We start from the raw sequence: 20,695 nt of genomic DNA, 5'->3' as shown, positions 1-20,695 counted from the left end.
GCGCGCTTACTCGGCATACCCCGGATTGCGCCGGTCCAGCCGGCGCAGCAGGCCCGGCCACGCAAGTTGGGCCTTGCGGGCGCGGTCGGCGGGCGATTCCACCGCCGCGCGCGCCAGGATGTCGGCCGGAATGTGGGTCAGTTCGCCGCCCGCCTGCGCGCGCACCTGCACCATGCAGGCCGCTTCCAGGCGGTGCATGGCCTGGAAGGCTTCCGCCATGCTCTGGCCGACGGTCAAGAGGCCGTGATTGCGCAGGATGAGGTAGTTGTTGGCGCCCAGGTCGCGCACCAGGCGCGGCTGCTCGTCGGGGTTGAGCGCCAGGCCCTCGTAGTCGTGATAGCTGAGCGAGCGCAGCACGATGAACGCGAATTGAGACAGCGGCAACAGGCCGGCCTTCTGCGCCGACACGGCCACCCCGTTGATCGAATGCGTGTGCAGCACGCACATCGCGTCCTTGCGGGCCGCATGGATACAGCTATGGATGGTGAAGCCCGCGGGGTTGATGTCGTATTCGGACTCCATCACCTTGTTGCCGTGCAGGTCGATCTTGACCAGGCTGGACGCGGTGATTTCGTCGAACATCATGCCGTAGGGATTGATGAGGAAATGCTCCGTGCCCGGCACCTTGGCCGTGATGTGCGTGAAGATCAGATCGTCCCACCCAAAAAGCGCCACCAGCCGGTACAGCGCCGCCAGATCCTTGCGGACCTGCCATTCCGTTTCGCCGACCTGTTCGCGCACGCTGGCGCCCTGCTTGCCTGCCGTATCCATCCTGTCTCCGTATTGTTGGTGTCTTCCCGAGGCCACTGCCCCGGGATCCGTCATGCACTGTATTCCTTTTCGCGCGCAACGCGCAGCGCGGCGCGGGACACGCGTCCGTCTGGTGAAACAGGCCCGGACCCATTAACCTGTGGGCCACGCCCCAGGAGACGTCGAGCATGCTGCCTGCACTTTACGGTCATCCCTTTTCCTCGTACACCCAGAAGGTGCTCGTCGCGCTGTACGAAAACGCGACGCCCTTCGAATTTCGCGGCATCGGGCCGGACTCGCCCCAGCACGGCGCCGACTGGCTGCAGCGCTGGCCGCTGCGCAAGTTTCCGCTGCTGGTGGACGGCGGCCGCAACATCGCCGAATCCAGCATCATCATCGAATACCTGCAGCTCGCCCACCCCGGGCCGGTCCGGCTGATTCCCGACGACCCGATGGCCGCGCTGGACGTGCGCTTTCTGGACCGCTACTTCGACCTGCACGTCATGTTCTGGATGCAGCACGCAGTCAACGGCGCGCTGACCGGCGACCCCGCCAAGCGCGACGAGGCGCTGGCGCTGACCGCGCAGAAGCTGGAACCGGCGTACGCCTGGATCGACGCGCTCCTGGCCACGCGCACGTGGGCCGCGGGCAGCGACTTCACCCTGGCCGACTGCGCGGCGGCCCCCGCGCTCTTCTACGCCGACTGGACGCATCCGATCGCCGACGCCTATCCGCACCTGCGGGCCTACCGCGCGCGGCTGCTGGCGCGGCCGTCTTTCGCGCGGGCGGTCGATGAAGCCCGGCCGTACCGGCCGCTGTTTCCGCTGGGCGCGCCCGACCGCGACTGAAAACGCCGCGCCCCCGCGGCAACATGCGAGAATCCCCGCCATTCCCTCCCCGATGAGGACGCACCGTGCAGCAGACTTTGCATCGACACCTGCCTTCCTTCTTCCGGTCGCACCTGGAATCCCTCTCCGGCGTCGGCCTCATGCTCGGCACGTTGTTCTTCGCCGCGGCGCTGACGCCCACCCTCATTCCCCGAACGCACGTCACCCAGGGCGTCCTGGCGGGCGCCTGCCTTGCGGCCGGGTATGGCCTGGGCGTGCTGTGGCATTGGCTATGGACCTACCTGGAACTGCCCTCGCCCCGCGGCCGCGCCGCGTGGGTCATCAATGCCGTCATCGGCCTCTTGTGCGTGGCGGTGGCGATCGTGTTTCTCGGCCGCGCCGCCGAATGGCAGAACACCATCCGCGCGCTGATGCAGATGGAGCCCGTGACCAGCGCCCATCCCATCAAGGTCAGCCTGATTGCCCTGGCCACCTTTGCCGTGCTGCTGGCGCTGGCGCGGCTGTTCAAGCTGATCGCCCGCTACCTTGCCCGGCAGGTACGGCGCGTCGTGCCGCGGCGCGTGGCCAACGTGACGGGCGCGCTCATCGCCATCCTGATCTTCTGGCTGCTGGCGACCGACGTGTTCTTCCGCGGCGCGCTGCACGTGCTGGACGCGTCGTTCCGCGAATTCGACGCGCTGCTCGAGCCCGAACGCCCGCAGCCCACCGCCGACCTGAAGACAGGGGGGCCCGCCTCGCTGATCCGCTGGAACGAACTGGGCCGCGCCGGCCGCGAATATATCGCCTCCGGCCCCACCGCCAGTGAAATCCAGACGCAGTCGGGACGCATGGCGCTGGAGCCCATCCGCGTCTACGTTGGTCTGCGCGGCGCGGCCACCCCCGAGGCGCGCGCGCGGCTCGCGCTGGACGAGATGAAGCGCGTGGGCGCCTTTGACCGCTCGGTGCTGGTCGTGATCACCCCCACGGGCACGGGATGGGTCGACCCCGCCGCCGCGGACTCGCTGGAATACCTGCTGAACGGCGACGTGGCCAGCGTGGCCATGCAGTATTCGTACCTGTCCAGCCCGCTGTCGCTGCTGGCGCAACCCGAATATGGCGCGGAAGCCGCGCGCGCCCTGTTCCAGGCGGTGTATGGCTACTGGACCACGCTGCCCAAGGACCGGCGGCCGCGGCTGTACCTGCACGGCCTGAGCCTGGGCGCGAAGAATTCCGCAGGGTCGGCCGAACTGTTCGAGATGATCGGCGACCCGATCCAGGGCGCGCTCTGGAGCGGCCCGCCCTTTGAAAGCCGCGTCTGGCGCACCATTACCGATGCCCGCAATCCCGGCTCGCCCGCCTGGCTGCCCGAACTGCGCGATGGCGCCTTCGTGCGCTTCATGAACCAGAACGGTTCGCCGGTGCCGGCCGACGCGCCGTGGGGGCCGATGCGCGTCGTCTACCTGCAATACGCGAGCGACCCGGTCACGTTCTTCGACTATCGCGACCTATATCGTCCGCCCGCGTGGATGAACGCGCCGATGGGCCCAGACGTGTCGCCGGAACTGCGCTGGTATCCCGTGGTGACCATGTTGCAGCTTGCGCTGGACATGGCGGTGGGCACCGCCACGCCGATGGGGTATGGACACGTCTACGCGCCGCAACATTATGTCGACGCCTGGGTCGCGGTGACCGGCGTGTCCGGCTGGACGCCCGACGCCCTCGAAGGCCTGAAGGCCTATCTGCTGGAGCGCGCGCAGGCGGCAATGGAAGACGAAGACGGCGACGAAGGCGCCTACGAGGGACGCGGAGGCTAGGCGCGGCAGGCGCGGCTCATGAATCACCCCATGCAGGATCGATTGACGTCGTTCTTCTTTTCGCGCGATGACGCCTTGCGCAGCCGCAGCGTCAGCGCGCGCCTGCTGGCCGCTAACCTGGACGTGCCCGCGCCACCCGCGCGCCTGACGGCCGATTGGGACCGCGAGATCCGGACCCGGCTGGCGCTGGAGCCGGGCGACGTCGAGCAGATGCCGCTGTCGCGCACCCGCGCCCGCTGGCCGGAGTTCGGCCTGTGCGTGCAGGCGATGCGCGACTGGACGCGCGCGCTGGGATTGGGCGATGTCCTGGCGGCCAGCGACATGGCGCTCATGGCCTGCCGCGGCGCGCGCTATCACCACGACGGCAGCCAATACGGCGGCGCCGCGTTCTGCAATCTGTTCCTGTCCGACGACAAGGGCCTGGACGTGCACTTTCCCGGCACCGGGCACCGCATCCCGCTTACGCGCGGCGTCGCCATCGTCTTCGACACCTGCCAGCCCCACGCCGTCATCGCCCGCCACGCCAGCGGCTACGACGAAGCGGACTTCCCGGCGGCGCGGGATCTGTCGCAACTCTTTCTGACCTGGGAACTGCCCATCGAAGACCCGGCGGTGGCGCAGGCGCTGGGGATCGCGTTCGATATCGAGCCGGGGCTGGCGTCGCGGCTGGACGAAGAAGCGGTGTGGGCGGGCGGCCGCCGCGTCAGCGTGGACCCCGAGCGCGGCCGTTGGCAACCCGCGGCGCTGGACCTCTGACCCGTCGGGTATATTGACCGGCCCACGTCTCAGGGTCCCAAAGCCGATGTCCCTTCCCTTTGCACGCACGCGTCCGTTCCGGTTTGGCGTCCTGACGCTGGCCATGCTGTGGCAGGCAGGCCATGCCGACGCCGCCGAACGCACCGTCTACACCGGCACGCTGCAAGGCGTGGGCGACATCGTGATGGAACTGGACAGCGCCACGGCCGGCAACGAATTGACGGGCCGCTACTTCTATCCCGAACATGGCGTGGACATCCCGCTGAAAGGCAGCGAAGCCGCGCTGCAAGAGCCGATGACCTTTGCTGCCGCCACGGCGCCCGGCGCGCAGCCGGCCGCCACCTGGCAAGGCAAGCGCGACGCGCAGGGCTATCACGGCGTGTGGATCGACACGCGCACGGGCAAGCAGCGCACCTTCACGCTGCAGCGGGTCGCGCAATACGACGCCGGGGCGTTGGCGCCCGATGGCAGCATCGGCTTTGACGAAGACATCGACGCGGCCCGCGTCCCCTACGACACGCTCAAGCTTGCCGGTCACGCCGTGCCCGTGGGCGCCGACGTGGGCAGCGCCACCGTCGCATATCGCATGTGGCGCGACCCGCGCACCCAGTTCAGCTATCCGCGCCTGTCGCGCCATCCGGACGCGCAGGTCATGGCGCGCGTCAATCACCTGCTCGAGCAACGCCATTGGCGCATGAGCCACGCGGCGTTGGCCTGCAAGGCCTCGGCCTACACCAGCGGCAATCCGTCGGCCGGCACACTGGCCAACTACGAGGAAGAAGTCGTGGCCGTGCCCTGGCTGTCCCGCGCCATGATGACGGTGACCGAATCCGGCAGCCTGGACTGCGGCGGCGCGCATCCGAACAACCACTTCGATCCCTACACGTTCGACCTGCTGCGCGGCGAAACCCTGGATTGGAACCGCGTGTTCGATGCCTACCAGCCGGGCAGCCGCGAGCCTCGCCCCGCGCTGACGGCACTCGTCGGCCAGGCGCAGAAAACCCTGGCCGCGCGCGACGAGGCCGGACTGACCGAGGACCGTTCCAAGGAAGGTTGCTGGGACCTGTGGCCGGCCTACCTTGCGCTGGGCGCCACGACGCCCGGCGCGCTGAGCCTGTCGGTATCCGGCGTGGGCCACGCGTCGGGCGTGTGTCTGGGAACGCTGGCGCAGGTGCCTTTCGGTGATCTCACGCCGTACCTGAAGCCGGGCGGCGAGGCGTATCTGGTGCAGGACTGAACGAGACGCTCAGCGCCTGAATCCGCCGCCCCTGAATCCGCCAAACCCGCCGCCAAAGCTGCGGCCCTCCATCCCGCGCCCCTGCCATCCGCCTTCGCCACGGCCTTGCCAGCCGCCCGCGGATTCGCCCATGCGGTTCTGCCACCCGCCGCCGTTCATGCCGCCCGCCGGCTGCGTCGAATAATCGCGCGCCTGGCGCTGCGCGTTCAGGTAGTTGGACTGCGTGTTCGGCTGAACCGGCTGCCAGCCCGAGGACGTGTGCTGCTGCCAGCCGTTGTCGTTGTGTTCGTACACGTTGCCGTTGTGGTCCGCGTACACGTTGCCGTTGTTCCACGCCATGCCGCTGCCGGTGTTGCGGTCGTAGGTGGCGCCGCGCCGGTCGACGCTGTCCGCGCCCTGCCCCGCCGTGCCGGTCGCGCCGGCGGCGGAATACGTGGTGCGGCCGGTATCGGCATTGGTGCGCACGTTCTGCCGGCCCGCGGCCCATTGGCCGTCATCGTTCTCGACCGCGCCCGCCCGGCCCGCGCCCGATGCGCCGGTGACCGGGTCGGTGTAGGCGCCCCGCCGGCCCGCTGCGGCATTGCCCGTGTATTCGTTGTAGGCCGCGCCGCGCGTGCCTTCGAAGGCGGCGCCGGTTTGCGGGTTGTAGCCTTCCGCGTGCGCGCCCTGCCATTCGGTGCCCGTCCAGCCATTCCACCCGGCCGCGTGGGTGACCGTGCCGGAACCGCCCCATGCGCCATAGACGTCTACTTTGTTCACGTCGACGCCGCCCCAATAAGGCGCGCCGTAATACGGGCCCCAGTAAGGCGCCGCGCCGCCCCAGGCTTCGGCCGCGGCAAACCCGAAGGCAAAGCCCGCCGCGGAATCGAAGGCGGCGTTGTAGCCATAGCTGGGCGGATAGCCGACCCAGGTGTTTTGCACGATCGTGGGCGGATAGGAATAGCCCGTGCCGTAGACAACCGTGCCATCCGGCGCGACGACCACGCCCATGTAGCCCGGCGAATAGCCGAACACCACGCTCTGCGGCGTCGAGCCATAGACCTGCACGTAGGTCACGTAGTGCAACGGCGAAGTGGCGGGAATGGCGTAGATGGCCGCGGGCACATGGTCGGCCACGCGCCACGGTCCGGTGGGCGAATCCGACACGAACCACACCGCATGCGATAACGCGTAGTAACGGCCTTCGGCCTGGATGACCGGCACCTGCGAATTGGCCGCGTAATGCAGCGTGGTGCCCTCGATGGGCCGCAGCACCGGCGCGCCGCCGGCGTATTCGACCTGCAGCCTGGCAGCGCTGCGCGACACGGTTGCGGTCTGCGGAATGGTCGATGCGATGACGGCTTCGCGGGCCTGCGGCGTGCCGGGCACCGACACCAGCACGCCGCCCTGCGGATCGCGCGCCGGGATGCGCGCGAAGTCGCGCGGCAGGTCCTTGCCGGGCACATACGACCACGGTCCTTCAAGCCGGGGACCGCGGAACCAGCGGCCCGACACAAGCAGGTAATAGCGGTTATCGCCCGGATTCATGAACACGGCGTGGTCGGCATTGGTGACCGACAGCAGCGAGGTCCCGGGCACCGGCCGCAACTCGGCCTGGCCGATCGTGATCAGAAGCTCCGCCGGGACCGTCGACACCTCGATATCGGGCGCGCGATGCGGCGCCTTGCCGTCATGCGGCATCAAGGGGTCCGCCGCAGGGCCGCGCCGTGCGGCGTCGGCGGCGGCCAGCAGCGCGGGTGACGGTTGCGCCACGGTGCGCCAGGGCCCGTTGATGCCGCCCGCGTCATACCAGTGGCCTGCCGCCTGCAGGTACAGACGTCCGGCGTTGTCGCCCAGGATCAGGGCGCGCGTGTTGACGACCCGGCGCCAGTCCGGCGTGCCGGGCAGCGCCGTCCACGCGGGCGGGCCATCGACCAGCACCAGGATCGCCGGGACGGTGCGGTAGATGATGCGCGGCGGCGTGTTGTCCACGGGCACCGTCCGGGTGGCCGGGTTGTTCTGCGACAGCGCATAGCTCAGTTGCAACCCGTCCAGCGGCGTGACCACGCCCTTGGGCGGAATGCGGGCCTCCAGCTCGCTGCGCAGCCGCGCGGCCTCTTGGGGCGCCGTCGGCACCTGCACGCGTTCGATGCGGATGTCTGACAGGCGCACCAGCCCGGCGGGCTTGTTCACGTCGGCGCGCGCGGAGAATTCCGCGACGCCGTAGGTCGGATTGCCCTTGGCCGGCCCCACGGCGACGGCCATGCGGCCGGACAGGCGGTCGGCGGTCCAGGTGTCGATCTGCGGCTGGTAGAGCTCGACCCGCGCGCCGTCCGGCGCGGAAAAACTGCGCGGCCATTGCAGCGCGCGCGCGGCGGACGAGTCGGATTGGGGTTGGCCGGCGCCGGCCTGCGCGGCGGCGGACTGGACCGCGCCCGGCGGGGTCGCGGCCGAGGCGCCGGGCTGGCCGGGACTTTGCGGCTGCGCGGCGGCGCCGAAGGCCAGCGTCGTTCCAGCCGCCACGCCCAGCATCAGGCGTGCGATGCGCCGGCGGCGGCCGGTAGCGCGGGACGCGGCGGGCAAGCGGAAAAACCAGGCTTGCAGGTGCAGCAATCGGGACACGCAATGCATATCACGCTCCTTGAGGTTCGGACCGCCTGCACAGCCGGCCGGGGTGTCCCGCTGCGCAAATGAGCAAGCGAGAAAGCGGGTGCCGCCGCTTCGGGTTATACGCCTGCGGGCCCCGGCATTCAATTGCCGGAAGACCCGAGCTGACCGCACCCTGAATAAGAAACAGATCGTTAATGCCGCTAAAAAGCTATTGATCGCATCAGGCAGAAATTCTATAACTCGTTCCTACCAGGGCTTGCTGCTTTTGCCCGATTGCCTTTCCGCTGCAATCCAACTAGAGCGGCGCAACGCCCGCCACCCCGCGCAAGCCTCGCGCGAATCGCCAGCCCTTCCTGCCGCACTCAAACGGCGCGCTGGCGGCTCTCTAAGCCTCTCCTGCGGCATGGACCTCCCGTCCGGACAGCCGCGCGAAGGAGCAGCTCATGGCCCTTACCCTGTCCCATCCCGGGGTTTACATCCAGGAAATTCCCAGCGGCGTTCGCACGATTGCCGGGGTCGCGACCTCGGTTGCCGCCTTCCTGGGCGCGGCCCCGCGCGGTCCCGTCAACAAGGCGGTCCGGATATTCAGCTTCTCCGACTATGAGCGCGCCTTTGGCGGGCTTGCCGACGACTCCGAGCTTGGTTACGCCGTCCGCCAGTTCTTCGTGAACGGCGGCACGGATGCCTGGGTCGTGCGTGTGGTCAAGGAAGCATCGCCCGCGCAGCGCGTCCTGCGCAGCGCCACGGCGGTGGACGTGCTGACGGTCCGGGCGCTGGACCCCGGCGTGTCCGGCAACAGCATCCAGGTGCGGGTGGACCACGCCACTGCCGTGCCGTCCAGCACCTTCAACATCCAGTTCATCCGCGCCAGCGATGGGCGGGCGGAAAGCTATGCCAACGTGTCTCTGAACGCCAAGGACCCGCGTTATCTGCTGGACCTGGTGCAGGGCGTGTCGCAGCTTGTCAGGCTGGAGCGGATGCTGTCGCAGGGCGCGCTGGACGCGCTGCCGGCGGGCACCAGCGTCAGCGGCACGTTGGGCGACGTCCAGACGCTGCTGGACGCGACGCACACCGATTTCCGCGTGGCCGTGAACGGACTGGAGCCCGTCGGCGTCAGCATCGCGCTGCCCGGCGACATCGCGGGCGGCACCGCAACGCAGCGCCTGACGGCGCTGGCCGCCGCGATCCAGGCCAAGGTGCGGGCGCAGGCGATGGGCCGTCCGGCGCTGGCCAATTTCACGGCGGCGCGCAGCGGCAACACCCTTGTCATGACGTCCGGCGCGGGCGGCGAAAACGCCAGCGTGCGCGTGCTGCCCGGCGCGCGCAACAACGCCGCGGGCGTGCTGATGCTGGGGTCGCTGGCAGGCGGTGTCGAGACCGATGGCGCGGCCATCATCCGCCCGGCGCCCACCCCCGACGCGGCCACGCTGACGAGCGACACGTTCGGCGCGACCGATCTGGACGCGCTGCCCGACGCCACCCACACCAGCCTGCGCATCACCCTGGATGGCCTGGGCCCGGAACTCGTGAGCGTGGGCGACGCCGCCGCCGCGGGCGGGTCGCTGGCCGCCAAGCTGGAAGACGTGGCGGCGCGATTGCAGGCCGCGGTGCGCGCGCTGCGCCCGGGCACGCCCGCCTTCCGCGACTTCACGGCGCGGGTGCAGGGCAGCACGCTGGTGCTGGCCAGCGGCTCGCGCGGCATGGGCTCCACCATCGCGGTGGCAGCAGCCCCGGCCAACGATCTGGCGGCGTCGCTGCATCTGATGGCGGGCGCCGTCGCCTCGCCCCCGCCGGTCGACGCGCTGCTGGAAGGCGGCACCGAAACGCCTTACGGGCCGGACGACGTCTATGCCGCGTTCATCGGCAGCCGTGCGCTGCGCCAGGGGCTGTATGCGCTGGAAGACGCCGACATCTTCAACCTGCTCTGCCTGCCCGCCATCACGCACGGCGGCGTCCTGGCCGACGCCGCGTCGTACTGCGAGGAGCGGCGCGCCTTCATGATCGTGGACGCGCCGCCCACGGCGACCGACCCCGCCTCGATGGTGTCGGTGGCCAACGGCACCGCGCTGCCCAAGTCCGATCACGCGGCCGTCTACTACCCGTGGACGTACGTGTCCGATCCGCTCAAGAACGGCAAGCCGCGCCTGGCGCCGCCCTGCGGCACCGTTGCCGGCCTGTATGCGCGCACGGACGGCAACCGGGGCGTATGGAAGGCCCCCGCGGGCACCGACGCCAACCTGACCGGCGTCGTCTCGCTGGCCACGACGCTGACCGATGGCGAGAACGGCAGCCTGAACCCGCTGGGGGTCAACTGCCTGCGCACGTTCCCGGTGTACGGCGCGGTCTGCTGGGGCGCGCGCACGCTGCGCGGCGCCGACCAGCTCACCTCCGAGTACAAGTACGTGCCCGTGCGGCGCCTGGCCCTGTACCTGGAGGAATCGCTCTACCGAGGCACGCAGTGGGTGGTGTTCGAACCCAACGATGAGCCGCTGTGGGCGCAGATCCGCCTGAACATCGGCGCGTTCATGAACACGCTGTTCCGCCAGGGCGCCTTTCAGGGCAGTTCGCCGCGCGAGGCCTATCTGGTCAAGTGCGACCGGGAAACCACCACGCAGGACGACATCAATCGTGGCGTGGTCAACATCCTGGTGGGGTTCGCGCCGCTCAAGCCCGCCGAGTTCGTCGTCATCAGCATTCAGCAACTGGCCGGCCAGATACAGGCTTGAGCCCGGCGGGCGGCGGCGCCGCTTGCGGCCCGCCACGCCCGCCGACCAGGGTTACCAGGAGATTGCCATGGCGCAGTTCACCGTCAATCCGCAGCGCTTCGACCCGTACAAGAATTTCAAATTCCGGGTGAAGTGGGATGGCCGCTATGTGGCCGGCATCAGCAAGGTGTCGGCGCTCAAGCGCACCACCGAAGTGGTCGAGCACCGCGAAGGCGGCGACCCGTCCAGCGGGCGCAAGTCCCCCGGCCGCAGCAAATACGAGGCGGTGACGCTGGAGCGCGGCGTCACGCACGACCGCGAGTTCGAGCAGTGGGCCAACAAGGTGTGGAACTTTGGCTCGGGGCTGGGCAGCGAGGTGTCGCTGAAGAACTTTCGCAAGGACATCATCATCGAGGTCTACAACGAAGCCGGGCAACTGGTGCTGGCCTACAAGGTGTTCCGCTGCTGGGTGTCGGAATACCAGGCCATCCCGGATCTGGACGCCAACGCCAACGCCGTCGCGATTCAGACCATCAAGCTGGAAAACGAAGGATGGGAGCGCGACTACGAAGTTGCCGAGCCGTCCGAACCGAGCTTTGTCGAGCCGGCTTGATGGAGCGCCGCGATGAACGCCCTGATCGATTCGCAGATTCTTGCGCTGTGGGAGGCAGGCCGTGACCGCCACCCGATAGATCGTGGCCTGCGCGCGCTGGCCGTGGCGATGCCCGGCGAGGAGGTGGCGTCACGGCCGGTCGGATGGCGGACGCTGGCATTGCTGCGTCTTCGGCGCGCGACGTTCGGCGCGCGGCTGCCGGCCTGCGCCGATTGCCCCGCATGCGGCGCGGCGATGGCGTTCGACCTGGACCTGGCCGCGCTGATCGAGACACTTCCCGCGCCGCCGGAGCGCGGGTCCGCCGAGCCCATGTTCGACGCGCACGGCGCCGCCTGGCGCCTGCCCAGCAGCCGGGACCAGGCGCACGCGGCGATGGCCGCCGACAGCGAAGCCGCGCTCGCCCTGTTGTTGCGCGCGTGCCGCGTCGGCGCACCGCCCGAGGCCAGCCTGCCGCAAGGCGCGGCGCTGGACGACATCGAGGCGCGCATGGAAGCGCTGGACCCCGCCGCCAACATCGCGCTGTCGTTGCGCTGCGCCGACTGCGCCCACGCCTGGACGGCGGCGTTGGATGCCGACATCTGCCTGTGGGACGACATCAGCCTGTGCGCGCGCGGCCTGTTGAGGGACGTGCATCGCCTGGCGCGCGCCTACGGCTGGACCGAGCCGCAGGTGCTGGCGCTGGGCCCGGCCCGGCGCGCCGCCTACCTGGCGATGGCCGACAGCGAGGCCATGCCATGAGCGGATTCCTGCGCCAGCTGGCCAGCCGCAGCCTGGGCACCGCCCCGCGTCTGCGCAGCGCGCCTTCGCCGCTGACGGCGGCGCTGCATGGCGTCGTGCCGCGGGATCCGTTGGGCGCGGATGGGCAGGGTCAGGAAGCTCACCTTGCCGGGCGCGATTCGGCAGCGCAGGCCGGGCGTGGCTTGGAGGACGCCGGGAACGGTCTGGGGCAGCGGTTTTCACAAGGGGCGGCTTTCGGCGCATACGAACATGCCGACGAGGCGGCGGACGTGCATGCACGTGCCTCCGGGCGCGAAGCGGCGATGCCGCAGAGGCACTTCATTGCGAACGCGCCAGTAACCGATGCCGGTATGCGAACGTCCGGCGCGCCGCAGCGCACGGACGCGGCGCCCCCGCCATTACGCAGCGCGTTCCTGCCCGATCCGGGCGATCAGGATTCAATCTCCATTGAGGCGCAGCGGCCCGTTTCCGCAAGCCTGGCGCCGCCCGCTCGCACCGAGTCCGCAACACCGATGCACGCCGCGCAGGCGATTACCGATGTCGCCTACGCACCGGCTGCGAGTAATGCGGCCGACGCAGAATCGCTACCCTTCCCTGCCGCACGGCGCGACGCCCCATCCCCTGCGTCTCGTCCCGTCGAGCAATCATCCGCGCCCGACGTGCACATCACCATCGACCGCCTTGAGGTCGCGCCCCCGCCGCCGCGTGCCGCGGCCGCTCCGCGATCGTCCGCGCTCTCGTTGCGCGACTACCTGGCCGCACGGCGCGCGGGGCTGCCATGAGCAACGCGCTGGCCATCGCGGCGGTCACCGCCGTCATCAAGGACCTGCTCGACTCGGGCATGATCGACCACGCCGTGACGGACACGCTGGGCGCGGGCGTCAAGGTTTCCGCGCTGGCCCCCGACGCCGTGTCGCTGGACAACCAGGAAGACCCGCAGCTGAACCTGTTCCTGCATCAGGTCACGCCCAACGCCGCATGGCGCAACGCGGCGCTGCCGTCGCGCGATGCCGCCGGCGACCGCATCGCCAATCCGCCGCTGGCCCTGGATCTGCACTACCTGCTGACGGCCTATGGCCGCGCCGAACTGCAGGCCGAAGTGCTGCTGGGCTACGCGCTGCAACTGCTGCACGAGTCGGCCGTGCTGCCGCGCGAGGCCGTGCGCCGCGCGCTGGATCCGGACGTGGTCGATGGCGCCATCCTGCCCACGGTGTACCAGAGCCTGCGCGGCGCGGACCTGGCCAGCCAGATCGAACTGTTGAAGATCACGCCTGCGGCGCTGGGCGCCGAAGAGATGTCGCGCCTGTGGTCCGCGCTACAGGCCCACTACCGGCCGACCGCGGCGTTCCAGGTGTCGGTGGTGCTGATCGAATCGCGCCGGCCCGCGCGCGGCGCCCTGCCCGTGCTGACCCGCGGCGAGGCTATTCCCGGCACGCCGCGCGACCGGGGCGTGCTGGTCTTTCCCGGCCTGACGCCGCCGCTGCCCACGCTCTTGTCCGTGCAACCGGCGGGCAGGCAACCGGTTGCCGTGCCCGGCGGATTCGTGACGCTCGTGGGGCATCATCTGGACGGCCTGGCGCGGCGGGTGACGCTGCGCCACGCCACGCTGGACGCCGAGCGCGACGTGCCCGTCGAGGCCGGCACGGATACCTGGCTGCGGCTGACGATGCCGGCAGACCTGCCTGTCGGCCTGTACCGCGTGCATGCCCACGTGCAGGCCGCCGATACCGGCCTGCCGCGCGACAGCAATCAGCTTGCGCTGGTGCTGGCGCCCGAACCCGTACTGCCGCCGGCCTCGGCCACGCGCAACGCCGGCACGGTACGCATGACGCTGGGCATCGCGCCCCCGCTCTTGCCCGGCCAGGCCGCCAGCCTGCTGTTGGGAGACCGGGAACTGCCCGCCGAACCCGCCGCCGCGCCCGCCAGCGCGCTCATCTTCGAATGGCGCGACGCGCCGCCAGCAGGTACGCGCTTTCTGGCGCGACTGCGGGTGGACGGCATCGAAAGCCCGCTGGTGGACCGCGAGTCGGTCCCCGTCCGCTACCTTGACCGCCAGATCGAGCTGCCATGAACGCGCGCGCGCCCACCGGCTGGACCGAAGCCAACCAGCAATTGCTGGCCGCGGAGTTCACGCGGCTGCGCACTCGGCTGCGCAAGCCCGGCAGCCGGCCGCCCCGGCACGGCGCGCAACAGCTGGCCCAGGCGCGCGCCGCCATGGACGGCGACGCCGCCATCGACCAGCTGACGGCCATCTTCGGCCTGTCCACGTTCGAGCGCGACCTGCTGCTGTTGTGCGCCGGCATCGAGATGGACGCGGTGCTGGCGGACCTTTGCGCCCACGCCAACGGCCGCAGCGGCGGCCAGCGCCACGCCAGCTTCGCGCTGGCGCTGGCCGAGCTTGAAGGCGCGCACTGGAGCGCGCTGTCGCCGCAACGCCCGCTGCGCCGCTGGCGTCTGCTGGACGTGGACGACACCACCGACTTGAGCACCGCGCGGTTGCGCATCGACGAACGCGTGCTGCACTACCTGGCCGGGTTGAACGAACCCGACGCGCGTCTTCGCCCGCTGTTGCGTCCAGCGCTGCCCCTGCCCCACGCCGCGCCCGCGCACGAGGAGGCGTCGCAGCAGATCGCCGCGCAGGTGGCCGCCGCGCAAGGCACGCCATTGCCGGTGTTCGTGCTGGAAGGCGACGATGCCGGCGCGCACGAGGACGTGGCGGCGCGCGCCGCGCATGCCGCCGGGCTGGCGTGCCTGGCGCTGGCCGCCGAAGACGTGCCGGCGGACGCGGCCGAGCGCAACGCCATGCTGACGCTCTGGCAGCGCGAGGCCGTGCTGCTGGGCGCCGGCCTGTATGTCGACGCGTCCGACGGCTTGCCGCCCGCGGCGCGGCATCTGGTGGAACAGGCTGGCGGCCTGTGCCTTGTGGGGATGCGCGAGCCGGTCGCCTTGCGCGCGGCGTCGCGTCACTACCCCGTGACCCGGCCGCAGGAGGCGGACCGCCGAACCTTGTGGCGGCAGGCATTGGGTACGCAGGCAGCCGCGCGTGCGGGCCAGGCGGTGGACCATGCCGCCAGCCAGTTTGGACTGGACTCGCGCACCTTGCAGCTCACCGCCGCGGCGCTCGCCCCCGCGCTGCTGGCGGACGGCGCCGATCCGGCCGCCGTGCTGTGGCAGGGTTGTGCGCAGGCCAGCCGCCGCCGGCTGGACGGATTGGCGCAGCGCCTGACGCCCGCGGCAGGCTGGAACGACCTGGTGCTGCCCGAGCCGCAGTTGGCGGTATTGCGCCAGATCGCGGCGCATCTGCGCCAGCGCTACCGCGTTCACCAGGATTGGGGATTTGCCGCCGCGCAGTCGCGCGGCCTGGGCCTTGCCACCCTCTTTACCGGCGAAAGCGGCACCGGCAAGACCATGGCCGCCGAAGCGCTGGCGCGCGAGACGGGACTGGACCTGTACCGCATCGACCTGTCCGCTGTCGTCAGCAAGTACATCGGCGAAACCGAAAAGAACCTGCGGCGCCTGTTCGAGGCCGCCGAGGACGGCGGCGCGATCCTGCTCTTTGACGAAGCCGACGCGCTCTTCGGCAAGCGGTCGGAGGTCAAGGACAGCCATGACCGCTACGCCAACATCGAGATCAGCTACCTGCTGCAACGCATGGAGTCCTACCGCGGCCTGGCGGTGCTGACCACCAACCTGAAGTCCAACCTGGACAGCGCATTCCTGCGGCGGCTTCGCTTTGTCGTGCAGTTTCCGTTTCCCGACCAGGACCAGCGCGCGCGCATCTGGCGCGGCGTGTTCCCGGCCGCCACGCCCACCCGCGACCTCGATCCGCGCCAGCTGGCGCGGCTGAACCTGACGGGCGGCAGCATCCGCAACGTCGCGCTGAACGCGGCCTTCCTGGCCGCCGACGCCGGCTCCGATGTCACCATGGCTCACGTGCTGCAAGCCGCGCACGCCGAAGCCGCCAAACGCGAGCGGCCCCTGGCCGACGCCGAAACGAGGGGATGGCCATGAAATCCGCAATCCATCTGCATATCCGCGCGCTCAGCCTGCCGAGCCACGACGCCGCCCAGCGCAATGCGTTCGTGGCCGCGCTGGTGCACGAACTGGTGCGGCGCGCCGCGCAGCACAACGGCGCCGCCGCCGATGGCAGCGCCGATCAGGTGCGCACCGTGGCGGACGGCCCGCAGCCGGAGCAGGCCGGCGCGCAAGCGGGGCGCGCCATCGCCGACACATTCCACCTCAAGCATTGAGCCTGGCCATGCGAACGGCTTTGTTCACGCCGCAACCTGACACCGCGCCGCCGCGCTCGCGCCTGGTGCTGCGCCGCTGCGCCTGCGGATGCGGCGGCAAGAGCGGCGGCAAGTCCGGCTGCACGGCCTTGCCGCTGGGCGGGCGCGCGAAGACGGCGGTGCCCGATCAGGTCGAGGACGTGCTGCGCAGCCCCGGCGAGCCGCTGGCCGCCGCCGACCGCGCGGAATTCGAGCAGCGCTACGGCCACGACTTCGGCCGCGTGCGCATCCACGCCGATGCCCGGGCCGCGGACTCGGCGCGCGCGCTGCATGCGCAGGCCTACACCGTCGGCCCGCACGTCGCCTTCGGGGCCGGACGCTATGCCCCGCGCACGCGGCAGGGCCGCGAACTACTGGCGCATGAACTGGCGCACGTGGTGCAGCAGCAGGCGCGCTACCGCCCCGGGCTGCCGCTGGAACTGGGCGCGGCCGACTCGCCGCTTGAGGCGCAGGCCGACCGCGCGGCGCGCAGCCTGTCCCAGCCCATCGCCGCGCCAGGACTGGCGCAAACCGTGCAGCGCGTCGGCATGGGCGACCTGCGCGTGGCCGAGGCCGAAGCACGCAAATGCCCCGGCACGCACACCATGCCGGACGACGTGTACGACGCGGTCAACGACGCCTGGTCCAAGTCTGGGCACGGCGGCGACACCGTGCAGGAGCACGGCGGCCGCATCGTGTCCGACAAGGACGGCAAGCGCGTCATCCGCACGGGCTCGGGCGGCGGCGGCAGCATCAGCCTGCCCGCCGAGAAAAAAGGCGACTACACCCTCGGCACGTACCACACCCATCCCTACAGCAGCTCGGAAGGATCCAAGCTGGGCGTGGCGTTTTCCGGCGCGGACGTGGCCAACTTCATGGCCGGCAACCAGGGCTGGGTCAAGTACATCGGGGCGGGTAGCTGCCACTACGCGCTGAACATCCAGGACTACGAAGCGGTGTACGACTGCCGCAAGCGCAACGTCGATTTCAAGACGCGCTGGAACGACGCCTTTGCCGCCGCCACCGGCACGTTCCAGGCCAAGGTCGAGACCGGCGTGCGGGCATCGATCGACGGCTGCGGCGTCTGCTTTTACCGCGCCTGCCGGCCCGACGCCGCCAGCGCGGTCCCCAAGAACATGAGCCTCATCTAGGAGCCGTCATGCAAGACTGGATTGGCAAGACCGTGGGAGAGGTGCTCGACCTGTGCCAGACGCGCTATGCCGACGTCACCATGGTCGACGAGCCGCCGGGCAAACTGCGCGCCGTCGAAATCGATTGCGTGGCGCGCGTGCCGGTATCGCGCTTCGTGCTGGAGTTCGACTACCGCCCGGATCTGTTCAGCGCGGCGCGCAACTGGCCCGAATCGCTGGTGGGCGCGCAGCGCATCACCGCCGTGCGCAACGCCGCCGAGCCGCAGGCCTACCCATGAGCGGACCGCTTTCGCCCCGCCTGCTGCGCGGCGGCATCATCCTGATCGATCCGTCCAGCGGGGCGGTGCAGCGCGTGATTTCGCTGCAGTACAACCCCGAGACGCTGACGCGATCGCTGCAGCCGCAAAGTGTGGATGACGGCGGCGCGGCGGGCGAGCCGCTGCGGCTCAAGGGGCCGCCGGCCGAGACGATCCGGCTGGACGCCGAGCTGGACGCGACCGACCAGCTGGAGTTTCCGGACGAACACCGCGACGCGCGCGACACCGGCATCCACGCGCAGCTGGCGGCGCTGGAGACCATCGTCTACCCGGACAGCGCCGCGCTCATCCGCAACAACCAGATCGCGAATCTGGGCACGCTGGAGATCGCGCCCACGGTCGCGCCGCTGAGTCTCTTCGTCTGGAGCCGCGAGCGCGTGGTGCCGGTGCGCGTGACCGATTTCTCGATCACCGAAGAGGCTTTCGACGCGCGCCTGAATCCGATCCGCGCCAAGGTCTCGCTGGGCCTGCGCGTGCTGCATGTCGGCGACCTGGGCTTCGGCGACAAGGGCGGCCATCTGTACCTGGTGTATCAGCAGCGCAAGGAACGGCTGGCCGCGCTGGCAGGGCTGGGCGACCTGGGCTCCGTCGGACTGGAGTCCCTGCCATGAGCGTGGAACGCTTTCCCGCCAACAGCCGGTATCACGGCGTGCCCACCGCTGAAATGCCGGGGCCCGACGGCCGGCCGCTCGTCTGCCTGCGCCGCCGCTTCCTGCCGGACCCGGCGGCCCTTACCGCGGTCGGCGAGGTGGCCGTCGCCCCCGGCGACCGGCTGGACCGGCTGGCCGCGGCGGCGCTGGGCGATCCGCTGCAGTTCTGGCGTCTGGCGGACGGCAACGACGCGCCACGCCCGGCCGCGCTGGAGACACCCGGCCGAAGCCTGCGCGTGACGCTGCCCGCCGCGCTGGGCGCGCCATTCAATGGCCAATTCGGAGGCGGCGATGCTTAGCGGCGTGCACCTGACGCTACTGGTGGGGCCCGGCCTGCCCGTGCCCGCACCGCGGCCCATCATGGATGGCCTGGAGCGCGTCGAGGTGTCGTCGTCGGCCGACGGCCCGGGAGGCTTTCAGCTGTCGTTCACCGTCAGCAACCGCTCGCCGCTGCACACGCTGCTGGTGATCGCGGGCGGCCAGGTGCCGTGGCTGCGGGTCATCCTGATCGCCACGCTGAACGGACTGCCCACCGTGCTGATGGACGGGCTGGTCACGCGCCAGGAAATCACCGACGGCAACGCGCCCGGCCAATCGCGCCTGACCGTCACGGGCGAGGACCTGACGGTGGCGATGGACAAGCAGGACATGAGCGGCCTGCCCTACCCGGCGATGCCGCCGCCCGCGCGTGTCGCGGCCATCATCGGCCGCTACGCGCTGTACGGCATGCTGCCGCTCGTCGTGCCGTCGCCGTTCACCGATGTGCCGATCCCCGTCGAACGCATTCCCCTGCATGAAGGCACGGACCTGGCCTACGTGCGGCAGCTGGCCGCGGAAGTCGGCCACGTGTTCTACATCGAACCGGGGCCGCTGCCCGGCGCCAACGTGGCGTACTGGGGCCCCGAAATCCGGCTGGGGCCGGTGCAGCCGGCGCTCAATTTGGGCATGGACGTGCACAGCAATGTCGAGTCGCTGTCGTTCTCGGTGAACCAGTCGGACGCCGCGCTGCCCGTCATTTTCATCCAGAACCCCCTGACCAAGTTTCCGATCCCCCTGCCGGTTCCCGACATCAGCCTGGCCAGCCCGCCGCTGGGTCTTTTGCCGCCGCTGGCCAAGGGGCTGACGCTGCTCAAGGACACGGCCAAGCTGTCGCCGGCCGCCGCGCTGGGACGCGGCCTGGCCATGGCCGCCGGCACGACCGCCGACGCGGTCACCGCCGATGGATCGCTGAACGTGCTGCGCTACGGCCACGTGCTCAAGTCGCGCCAGCTTGTGGGCGTGCGCGGCGCGGGCCTGGCGTTCGACGGCCTGTACTACGTCAAGCGGGTGGACAGCACGCTCAAGGCGGGCGAGTTCCGCCAGCAATTCTCGCTGGCCCGCAATGGCCTGATCTCGACCCTGCCCCTGGTGCCGCCATGACAGACCCCCAACGCCACTACGGCAAATTCCGCGGCGTGGTGATCAACAACGTCGATCCCATGCAGATGGGCCGCATCCAGGTGCAGGTGCCCGACGTGCTGGGCCTGGGCGTCTCAAGCTGGGCCATGCCCTGCGTCCCGTTCGCCGGCCAGCAGAGCGGCGTCTTCGTGGTGCCGCAAGTCAGTTCGGGCGTGTGGGTGGAGTTTGAACAAGGCAAGCCCGACTACCCGATCTGGGTCGGCGGATTCTGGGGCTCGGCCGCCGAAGTGCCCGCGCTGGCGCTGGCGGGGCTGCCGGTGTCGCCCAGCATCGTGCTGCAGACGGGTGGACAGAACACGCTGATGATTTCCGACCTGCCCGGCCCCACGGGCGGCATCCTGCTCAAGACCAAGACCGGCGCGATGATCTCGATCAGCGACGTGGGCATCACGCTGTCCAACGGCCAGGGCGCGACCGTGATGCTTGCCGGTCCGGCCGTCAACATCAACCAGGGCGCCCTGACGGTGACCTGACTTTGCATCACAGGAGGCGCAGCCATGCCCGGACCCTTGCTGCATCTTGGCGCCACCGTGCAGTGTTCGCACGGCGGCCAGGCCGTTCCCCTGTCGCCCAACCCGCGCGTGCTGTTGTCGGGCCAGCCGGCCGTGACCATCCTGTCGACGTATTCGATCGCGGGCTGCGCCTTTCCGCCCCCGCCCTCGGGCAACGGCCCCTGCGTCACCGGCATGTGGTTAAGCGGCGCGACGCGTGTGCTGATCGGCGGACAGCCGGCCGCGCTGCAGGCCGGCGCGTCGATCTGCACGCCCACCGGCACGCCCATGCTGGCGCTGCAGGCGCAGGCGCGCGTCGTGGGCATGTAAG

20 protein-coding genes are annotated in these 20,695 nt (G+C 70.3%); 18 read left to right on the top strand and 2 right to left on the bottom strand.

What is annotated here, in order from left to right:
* Window positions 1-6: 6 nt before the first annotated feature.
* The gene (locus ASD87_RS21025; RefSeq protein ID WP_056326159.1) at window positions 7-771 is read right to left on the bottom strand and encodes a class II aldolase/adducin family protein; all 765 of its coding nucleotides are present in this window, start codon (window positions 769-771) and stop codon (window positions 7-9) included.
* A 167-nt stretch (window positions 772-938) separates the two neighbouring features.
* Between ASD87_RS21025 and ASD87_RS21020 the strand changes: the two genes are divergently transcribed.
* The 4 genes from ASD87_RS21020 to ASD87_RS21005 all read left to right on the top strand — a co-directional run bounded on the left by ASD87_RS21020 (window position 939) and on the right by ASD87_RS21005 (window position 5,384).
* Window positions 939-1,598 carry a glutathione S-transferase family protein gene (locus ASD87_RS21020; RefSeq protein WP_056326156.1) on the top strand — a complete coding sequence of 220 codons (660 nt, stop codon included), beginning with the start codon at window positions 939-941 and terminating at the stop codon, window positions 1,596-1,598.
* A 65-nt stretch (window positions 1,599-1,663) separates the two neighbouring features.
* A complete protein-coding gene (locus tag ASD87_RS21015; protein ID WP_056326154.1) occupies window positions 1,664-3,391 on the top strand; it encodes an alpha/beta-hydrolase family protein in 1,728 nt (575 codons plus the stop codon).
* 18 nt (window positions 3,392-3,409) lie between these two features.
* Window positions 3,410-4,147: a hypothetical protein gene (locus ASD87_RS21010; RefSeq protein ID WP_056326151.1), complete on the top strand. Its 738-nt coding sequence runs from the start codon at window positions 3,410-3,412 to the stop codon at window positions 4,145-4,147.
* A gap of 46 nt (window positions 4,148-4,193) precedes the next feature.
* Window positions 4,194-5,384 (top strand): hypothetical protein, encoded by a 1,191-nt coding sequence (locus tag ASD87_RS21005; RefSeq protein ID WP_056326149.1) that lies wholly within the window; start codon window positions 4,194-4,196, stop codon window positions 5,382-5,384.
* Between the two features lie 9 nt (window positions 5,385-5,393).
* Here the strand turns inward: ASD87_RS21005 and ASD87_RS21000 are convergent, their stop codons facing one another.
* Window positions 5,394-7,994: a carbohydrate-binding family V/XII gene (locus ASD87_RS21000; protein WP_235512779.1), complete on the bottom strand. Its 2,601-nt coding sequence runs from the start codon at window positions 7,992-7,994 to the stop codon at window positions 5,394-5,396.
* A 422-nt stretch (window positions 7,995-8,416) separates the two neighbouring features.
* Between ASD87_RS21000 and ASD87_RS20995 the strand changes: the two genes are divergently transcribed.
* From ASD87_RS20995 to ASD87_RS20930, 14 genes are all read left to right on the top strand, one after another.
* Entirely contained in the window at window positions 8,417-10,699 is a 2,283-nt protein-coding gene (locus ASD87_RS20995) for a phage tail sheath subtilisin-like domain-containing protein (protein ID WP_056326146.1), read from the top strand.
* Between the two features lie 67 nt (window positions 10,700-10,766).
* On the top strand, window positions 10,767-11,291 hold the full coding sequence (locus ASD87_RS20990; protein ID WP_056326957.1) for a phage tail protein: 525 nt from the start codon (window positions 10,767-10,769) through the stop codon (window positions 11,289-11,291).
* A 12-nt stretch (window positions 11,292-11,303) separates the two neighbouring features.
* A complete protein-coding gene (locus ASD87_RS20985) occupies window positions 11,304-12,029 on the top strand; it encodes a hypothetical protein (protein ID WP_056326144.1) in 726 nt (241 codons plus the stop codon).
* Window positions 12,026-12,811: a hypothetical protein gene (locus ASD87_RS20980; protein ID WP_056326140.1), complete on the top strand. Its 786-nt coding sequence runs from the start codon at window positions 12,026-12,028 to the stop codon at window positions 12,809-12,811. Before ASD87_RS20985 ends, ASD87_RS20980 begins: the two co-directional genes overlap by 4 nt.
* Window positions 12,808-14,100, top strand: coding sequence for a DUF4255 domain-containing protein (locus tag ASD87_RS20975; RefSeq protein ID WP_056326137.1), 1,293 nt, complete (start codon window positions 12,808-12,810; stop codon window positions 14,098-14,100). The genes ASD87_RS20980 and ASD87_RS20975 overlap by 4 nt, the downstream gene beginning before the upstream one ends.
* Window positions 14,097-16,040, top strand: a complete 1,944-nt coding sequence (locus ASD87_RS20970; RefSeq protein ID WP_056326135.1) for an ATP-binding protein — start codon at window positions 14,097-14,099, stop codon at window positions 16,038-16,040. Before ASD87_RS20975 ends, ASD87_RS20970 begins: the two co-directional genes overlap by 4 nt.
* Complete coding sequence (locus ASD87_RS27015) at window positions 16,037-16,279, top strand: hypothetical protein (protein WP_142053526.1); 243 nt, start codon at window positions 16,037-16,039, stop codon at window positions 16,277-16,279. Before ASD87_RS20970 ends, ASD87_RS27015 begins: the two co-directional genes overlap by 4 nt.
* Window positions 16,280-16,287: 8 nt before the next feature.
* On the top strand, window positions 16,288-17,448 hold the full coding sequence (locus tag ASD87_RS20960) for a DUF4157 domain-containing protein (protein WP_156403485.1): 1,161 nt from the start codon (window positions 16,288-16,290) through the stop codon (window positions 17,446-17,448).
* Between the two features lie 8 nt (window positions 17,449-17,456).
* The gene (locus tag ASD87_RS20955; RefSeq protein ID WP_056326128.1) at window positions 17,457-17,726 is read left to right on the top strand and encodes a hypothetical protein; all 270 of its coding nucleotides are present in this window, start codon (window positions 17,457-17,459) and stop codon (window positions 17,724-17,726) included.
* Window positions 17,723-18,376, top strand: a complete 654-nt coding sequence (locus ASD87_RS20950; RefSeq protein WP_056326125.1) for a hypothetical protein — start codon at window positions 17,723-17,725, stop codon at window positions 18,374-18,376. The genes ASD87_RS20955 and ASD87_RS20950 overlap by 4 nt, the downstream gene beginning before the upstream one ends.
* Entirely contained in the window at window positions 18,373-18,714 is a 342-nt protein-coding gene (locus ASD87_RS20945; protein ID WP_056326123.1) for a hypothetical protein, read from the top strand. Before ASD87_RS20950 ends, ASD87_RS20945 begins: the two co-directional genes overlap by 4 nt.
* Entirely contained in the window at window positions 18,686-19,834 is a 1,149-nt protein-coding gene (locus tag ASD87_RS20940) for a hypothetical protein (protein ID WP_227741290.1), read from the top strand. The genes ASD87_RS20945 and ASD87_RS20940 overlap by 29 nt, the downstream gene beginning before the upstream one ends.
* On the top strand, window positions 19,831-20,346 hold the full coding sequence (locus tag ASD87_RS20935; RefSeq protein WP_056326117.1) for a phage baseplate assembly protein V: 516 nt from the start codon (window positions 19,831-19,833) through the stop codon (window positions 20,344-20,346). The genes ASD87_RS20940 and ASD87_RS20935 overlap by 4 nt, the downstream gene beginning before the upstream one ends.
* A gap of 24 nt (window positions 20,347-20,370) precedes the next feature.
* Window positions 20,371-20,694 carry a hypothetical protein gene (locus ASD87_RS20930; RefSeq protein ID WP_056326115.1) on the top strand — a complete coding sequence of 108 codons (324 nt, stop codon included), beginning with the start codon at window positions 20,371-20,373 and terminating at the stop codon, window positions 20,692-20,694.
* The last annotated feature ends 1 nt before the right edge of the window (window position 20,695 follow it).

Origin of the sequence: Achromobacter sp. Root170 (genome assembly GCF_001428165.1) — a bacterium.
Taxonomy (GTDB): Bacteria; Pseudomonadota; Gammaproteobacteria; order Burkholderiales; family Burkholderiaceae_B; genus Achromobacter; species Achromobacter mucicolens.
This window is presented reverse-complemented; position numbering and strand designations above follow the sequence as displayed.

What these genes read in the sequence shown, in the direction of transcription:
- ASD87_RS20970 (WP_056326135.1), top strand. Translation starts at nt 14,097, where the DNA reads ATGAACGCGCGCGCGCCCACCGGCTGGACCGAAGCCAACCAGCAATTG.
- ASD87_RS20960 (WP_156403485.1), top strand. Translation starts at nt 16,288, where the DNA reads ATGCGAACGGCTTTGTTCACGCCGCAACCTGACACCGCGCCGCCGCGC.
- ASD87_RS27015 (WP_142053526.1), top strand. Translation starts at nt 16,037, where the DNA reads ATGAAATCCGCAATCCATCTGCATATCCGCGCGCTCAGCCTGCCGAGC.
- ASD87_RS20975 (WP_056326137.1), top strand. Translation starts at nt 12,808, where the DNA reads ATGAGCAACGCGCTGGCCATCGCGGCGGTCACCGCCGTCATCAAGGAC.
- ASD87_RS21010 (WP_056326151.1), top strand. Translation starts at nt 3,410, where the DNA reads ATGAATCACCCCATGCAGGATCGATTGACGTCGTTCTTCTTTTCGCGC.
- ASD87_RS21005 (WP_056326149.1), top strand. Translation starts at nt 4,194, where the DNA reads ATGTCCCTTCCCTTTGCACGCACGCGTCCGTTCCGGTTTGGCGTCCTG.
- ASD87_RS20990 (WP_056326957.1), top strand. Translation starts at nt 10,767, where the DNA reads ATGGCGCAGTTCACCGTCAATCCGCAGCGCTTCGACCCGTACAAGAAT.
- ASD87_RS20980 (WP_056326140.1), top strand. Translation starts at nt 12,026, where the DNA reads ATGAGCGGATTCCTGCGCCAGCTGGCCAGCCGCAGCCTGGGCACCGCC.
- ASD87_RS20930 (WP_056326115.1), top strand. Translation starts at nt 20,371, where the DNA reads ATGCCCGGACCCTTGCTGCATCTTGGCGCCACCGTGCAGTGTTCGCAC.
- ASD87_RS21000 (WP_235512779.1), bottom strand. Translation starts at nt 7,994, where the DNA reads ATGCATTGCGTGTCCCGATTGCTGCACCTGCAAGCCTGGTTTTTCCGC.
- ASD87_RS20940 (WP_227741290.1), top strand. Translation starts at nt 18,686, where the DNA reads ATGGCCAATTCGGAGGCGGCGATGCTTAGCGGCGTGCACCTGACGCTA.
- ASD87_RS20955 (WP_056326128.1), top strand. Translation starts at nt 17,457, where the DNA reads ATGCAAGACTGGATTGGCAAGACCGTGGGAGAGGTGCTCGACCTGTGC.
- ASD87_RS20935 (WP_056326117.1), top strand. Translation starts at nt 19,831, where the DNA reads ATGACAGACCCCCAACGCCACTACGGCAAATTCCGCGGCGTGGTGATC.
- ASD87_RS20945 (WP_056326123.1), top strand. Translation starts at nt 18,373, where the DNA reads ATGAGCGTGGAACGCTTTCCCGCCAACAGCCGGTATCACGGCGTGCCC.
- ASD87_RS20950 (WP_056326125.1), top strand. Translation starts at nt 17,723, where the DNA reads ATGAGCGGACCGCTTTCGCCCCGCCTGCTGCGCGGCGGCATCATCCTG.
- ASD87_RS21020 (WP_056326156.1), top strand. Translation starts at nt 939, where the DNA reads ATGCTGCCTGCACTTTACGGTCATCCCTTTTCCTCGTACACCCAGAAG.
- ASD87_RS20995 (WP_056326146.1), top strand. Translation starts at nt 8,417, where the DNA reads ATGGCCCTTACCCTGTCCCATCCCGGGGTTTACATCCAGGAAATTCCC.
- ASD87_RS21025 (WP_056326159.1), bottom strand. Translation starts at nt 771, where the DNA reads ATGGATACGGCAGGCAAGCAGGGCGCCAGCGTGCGCGAACAGGTCGGC.
- ASD87_RS20985 (WP_056326144.1), top strand. Translation starts at nt 11,304, where the DNA reads ATGAACGCCCTGATCGATTCGCAGATTCTTGCGCTGTGGGAGGCAGGC.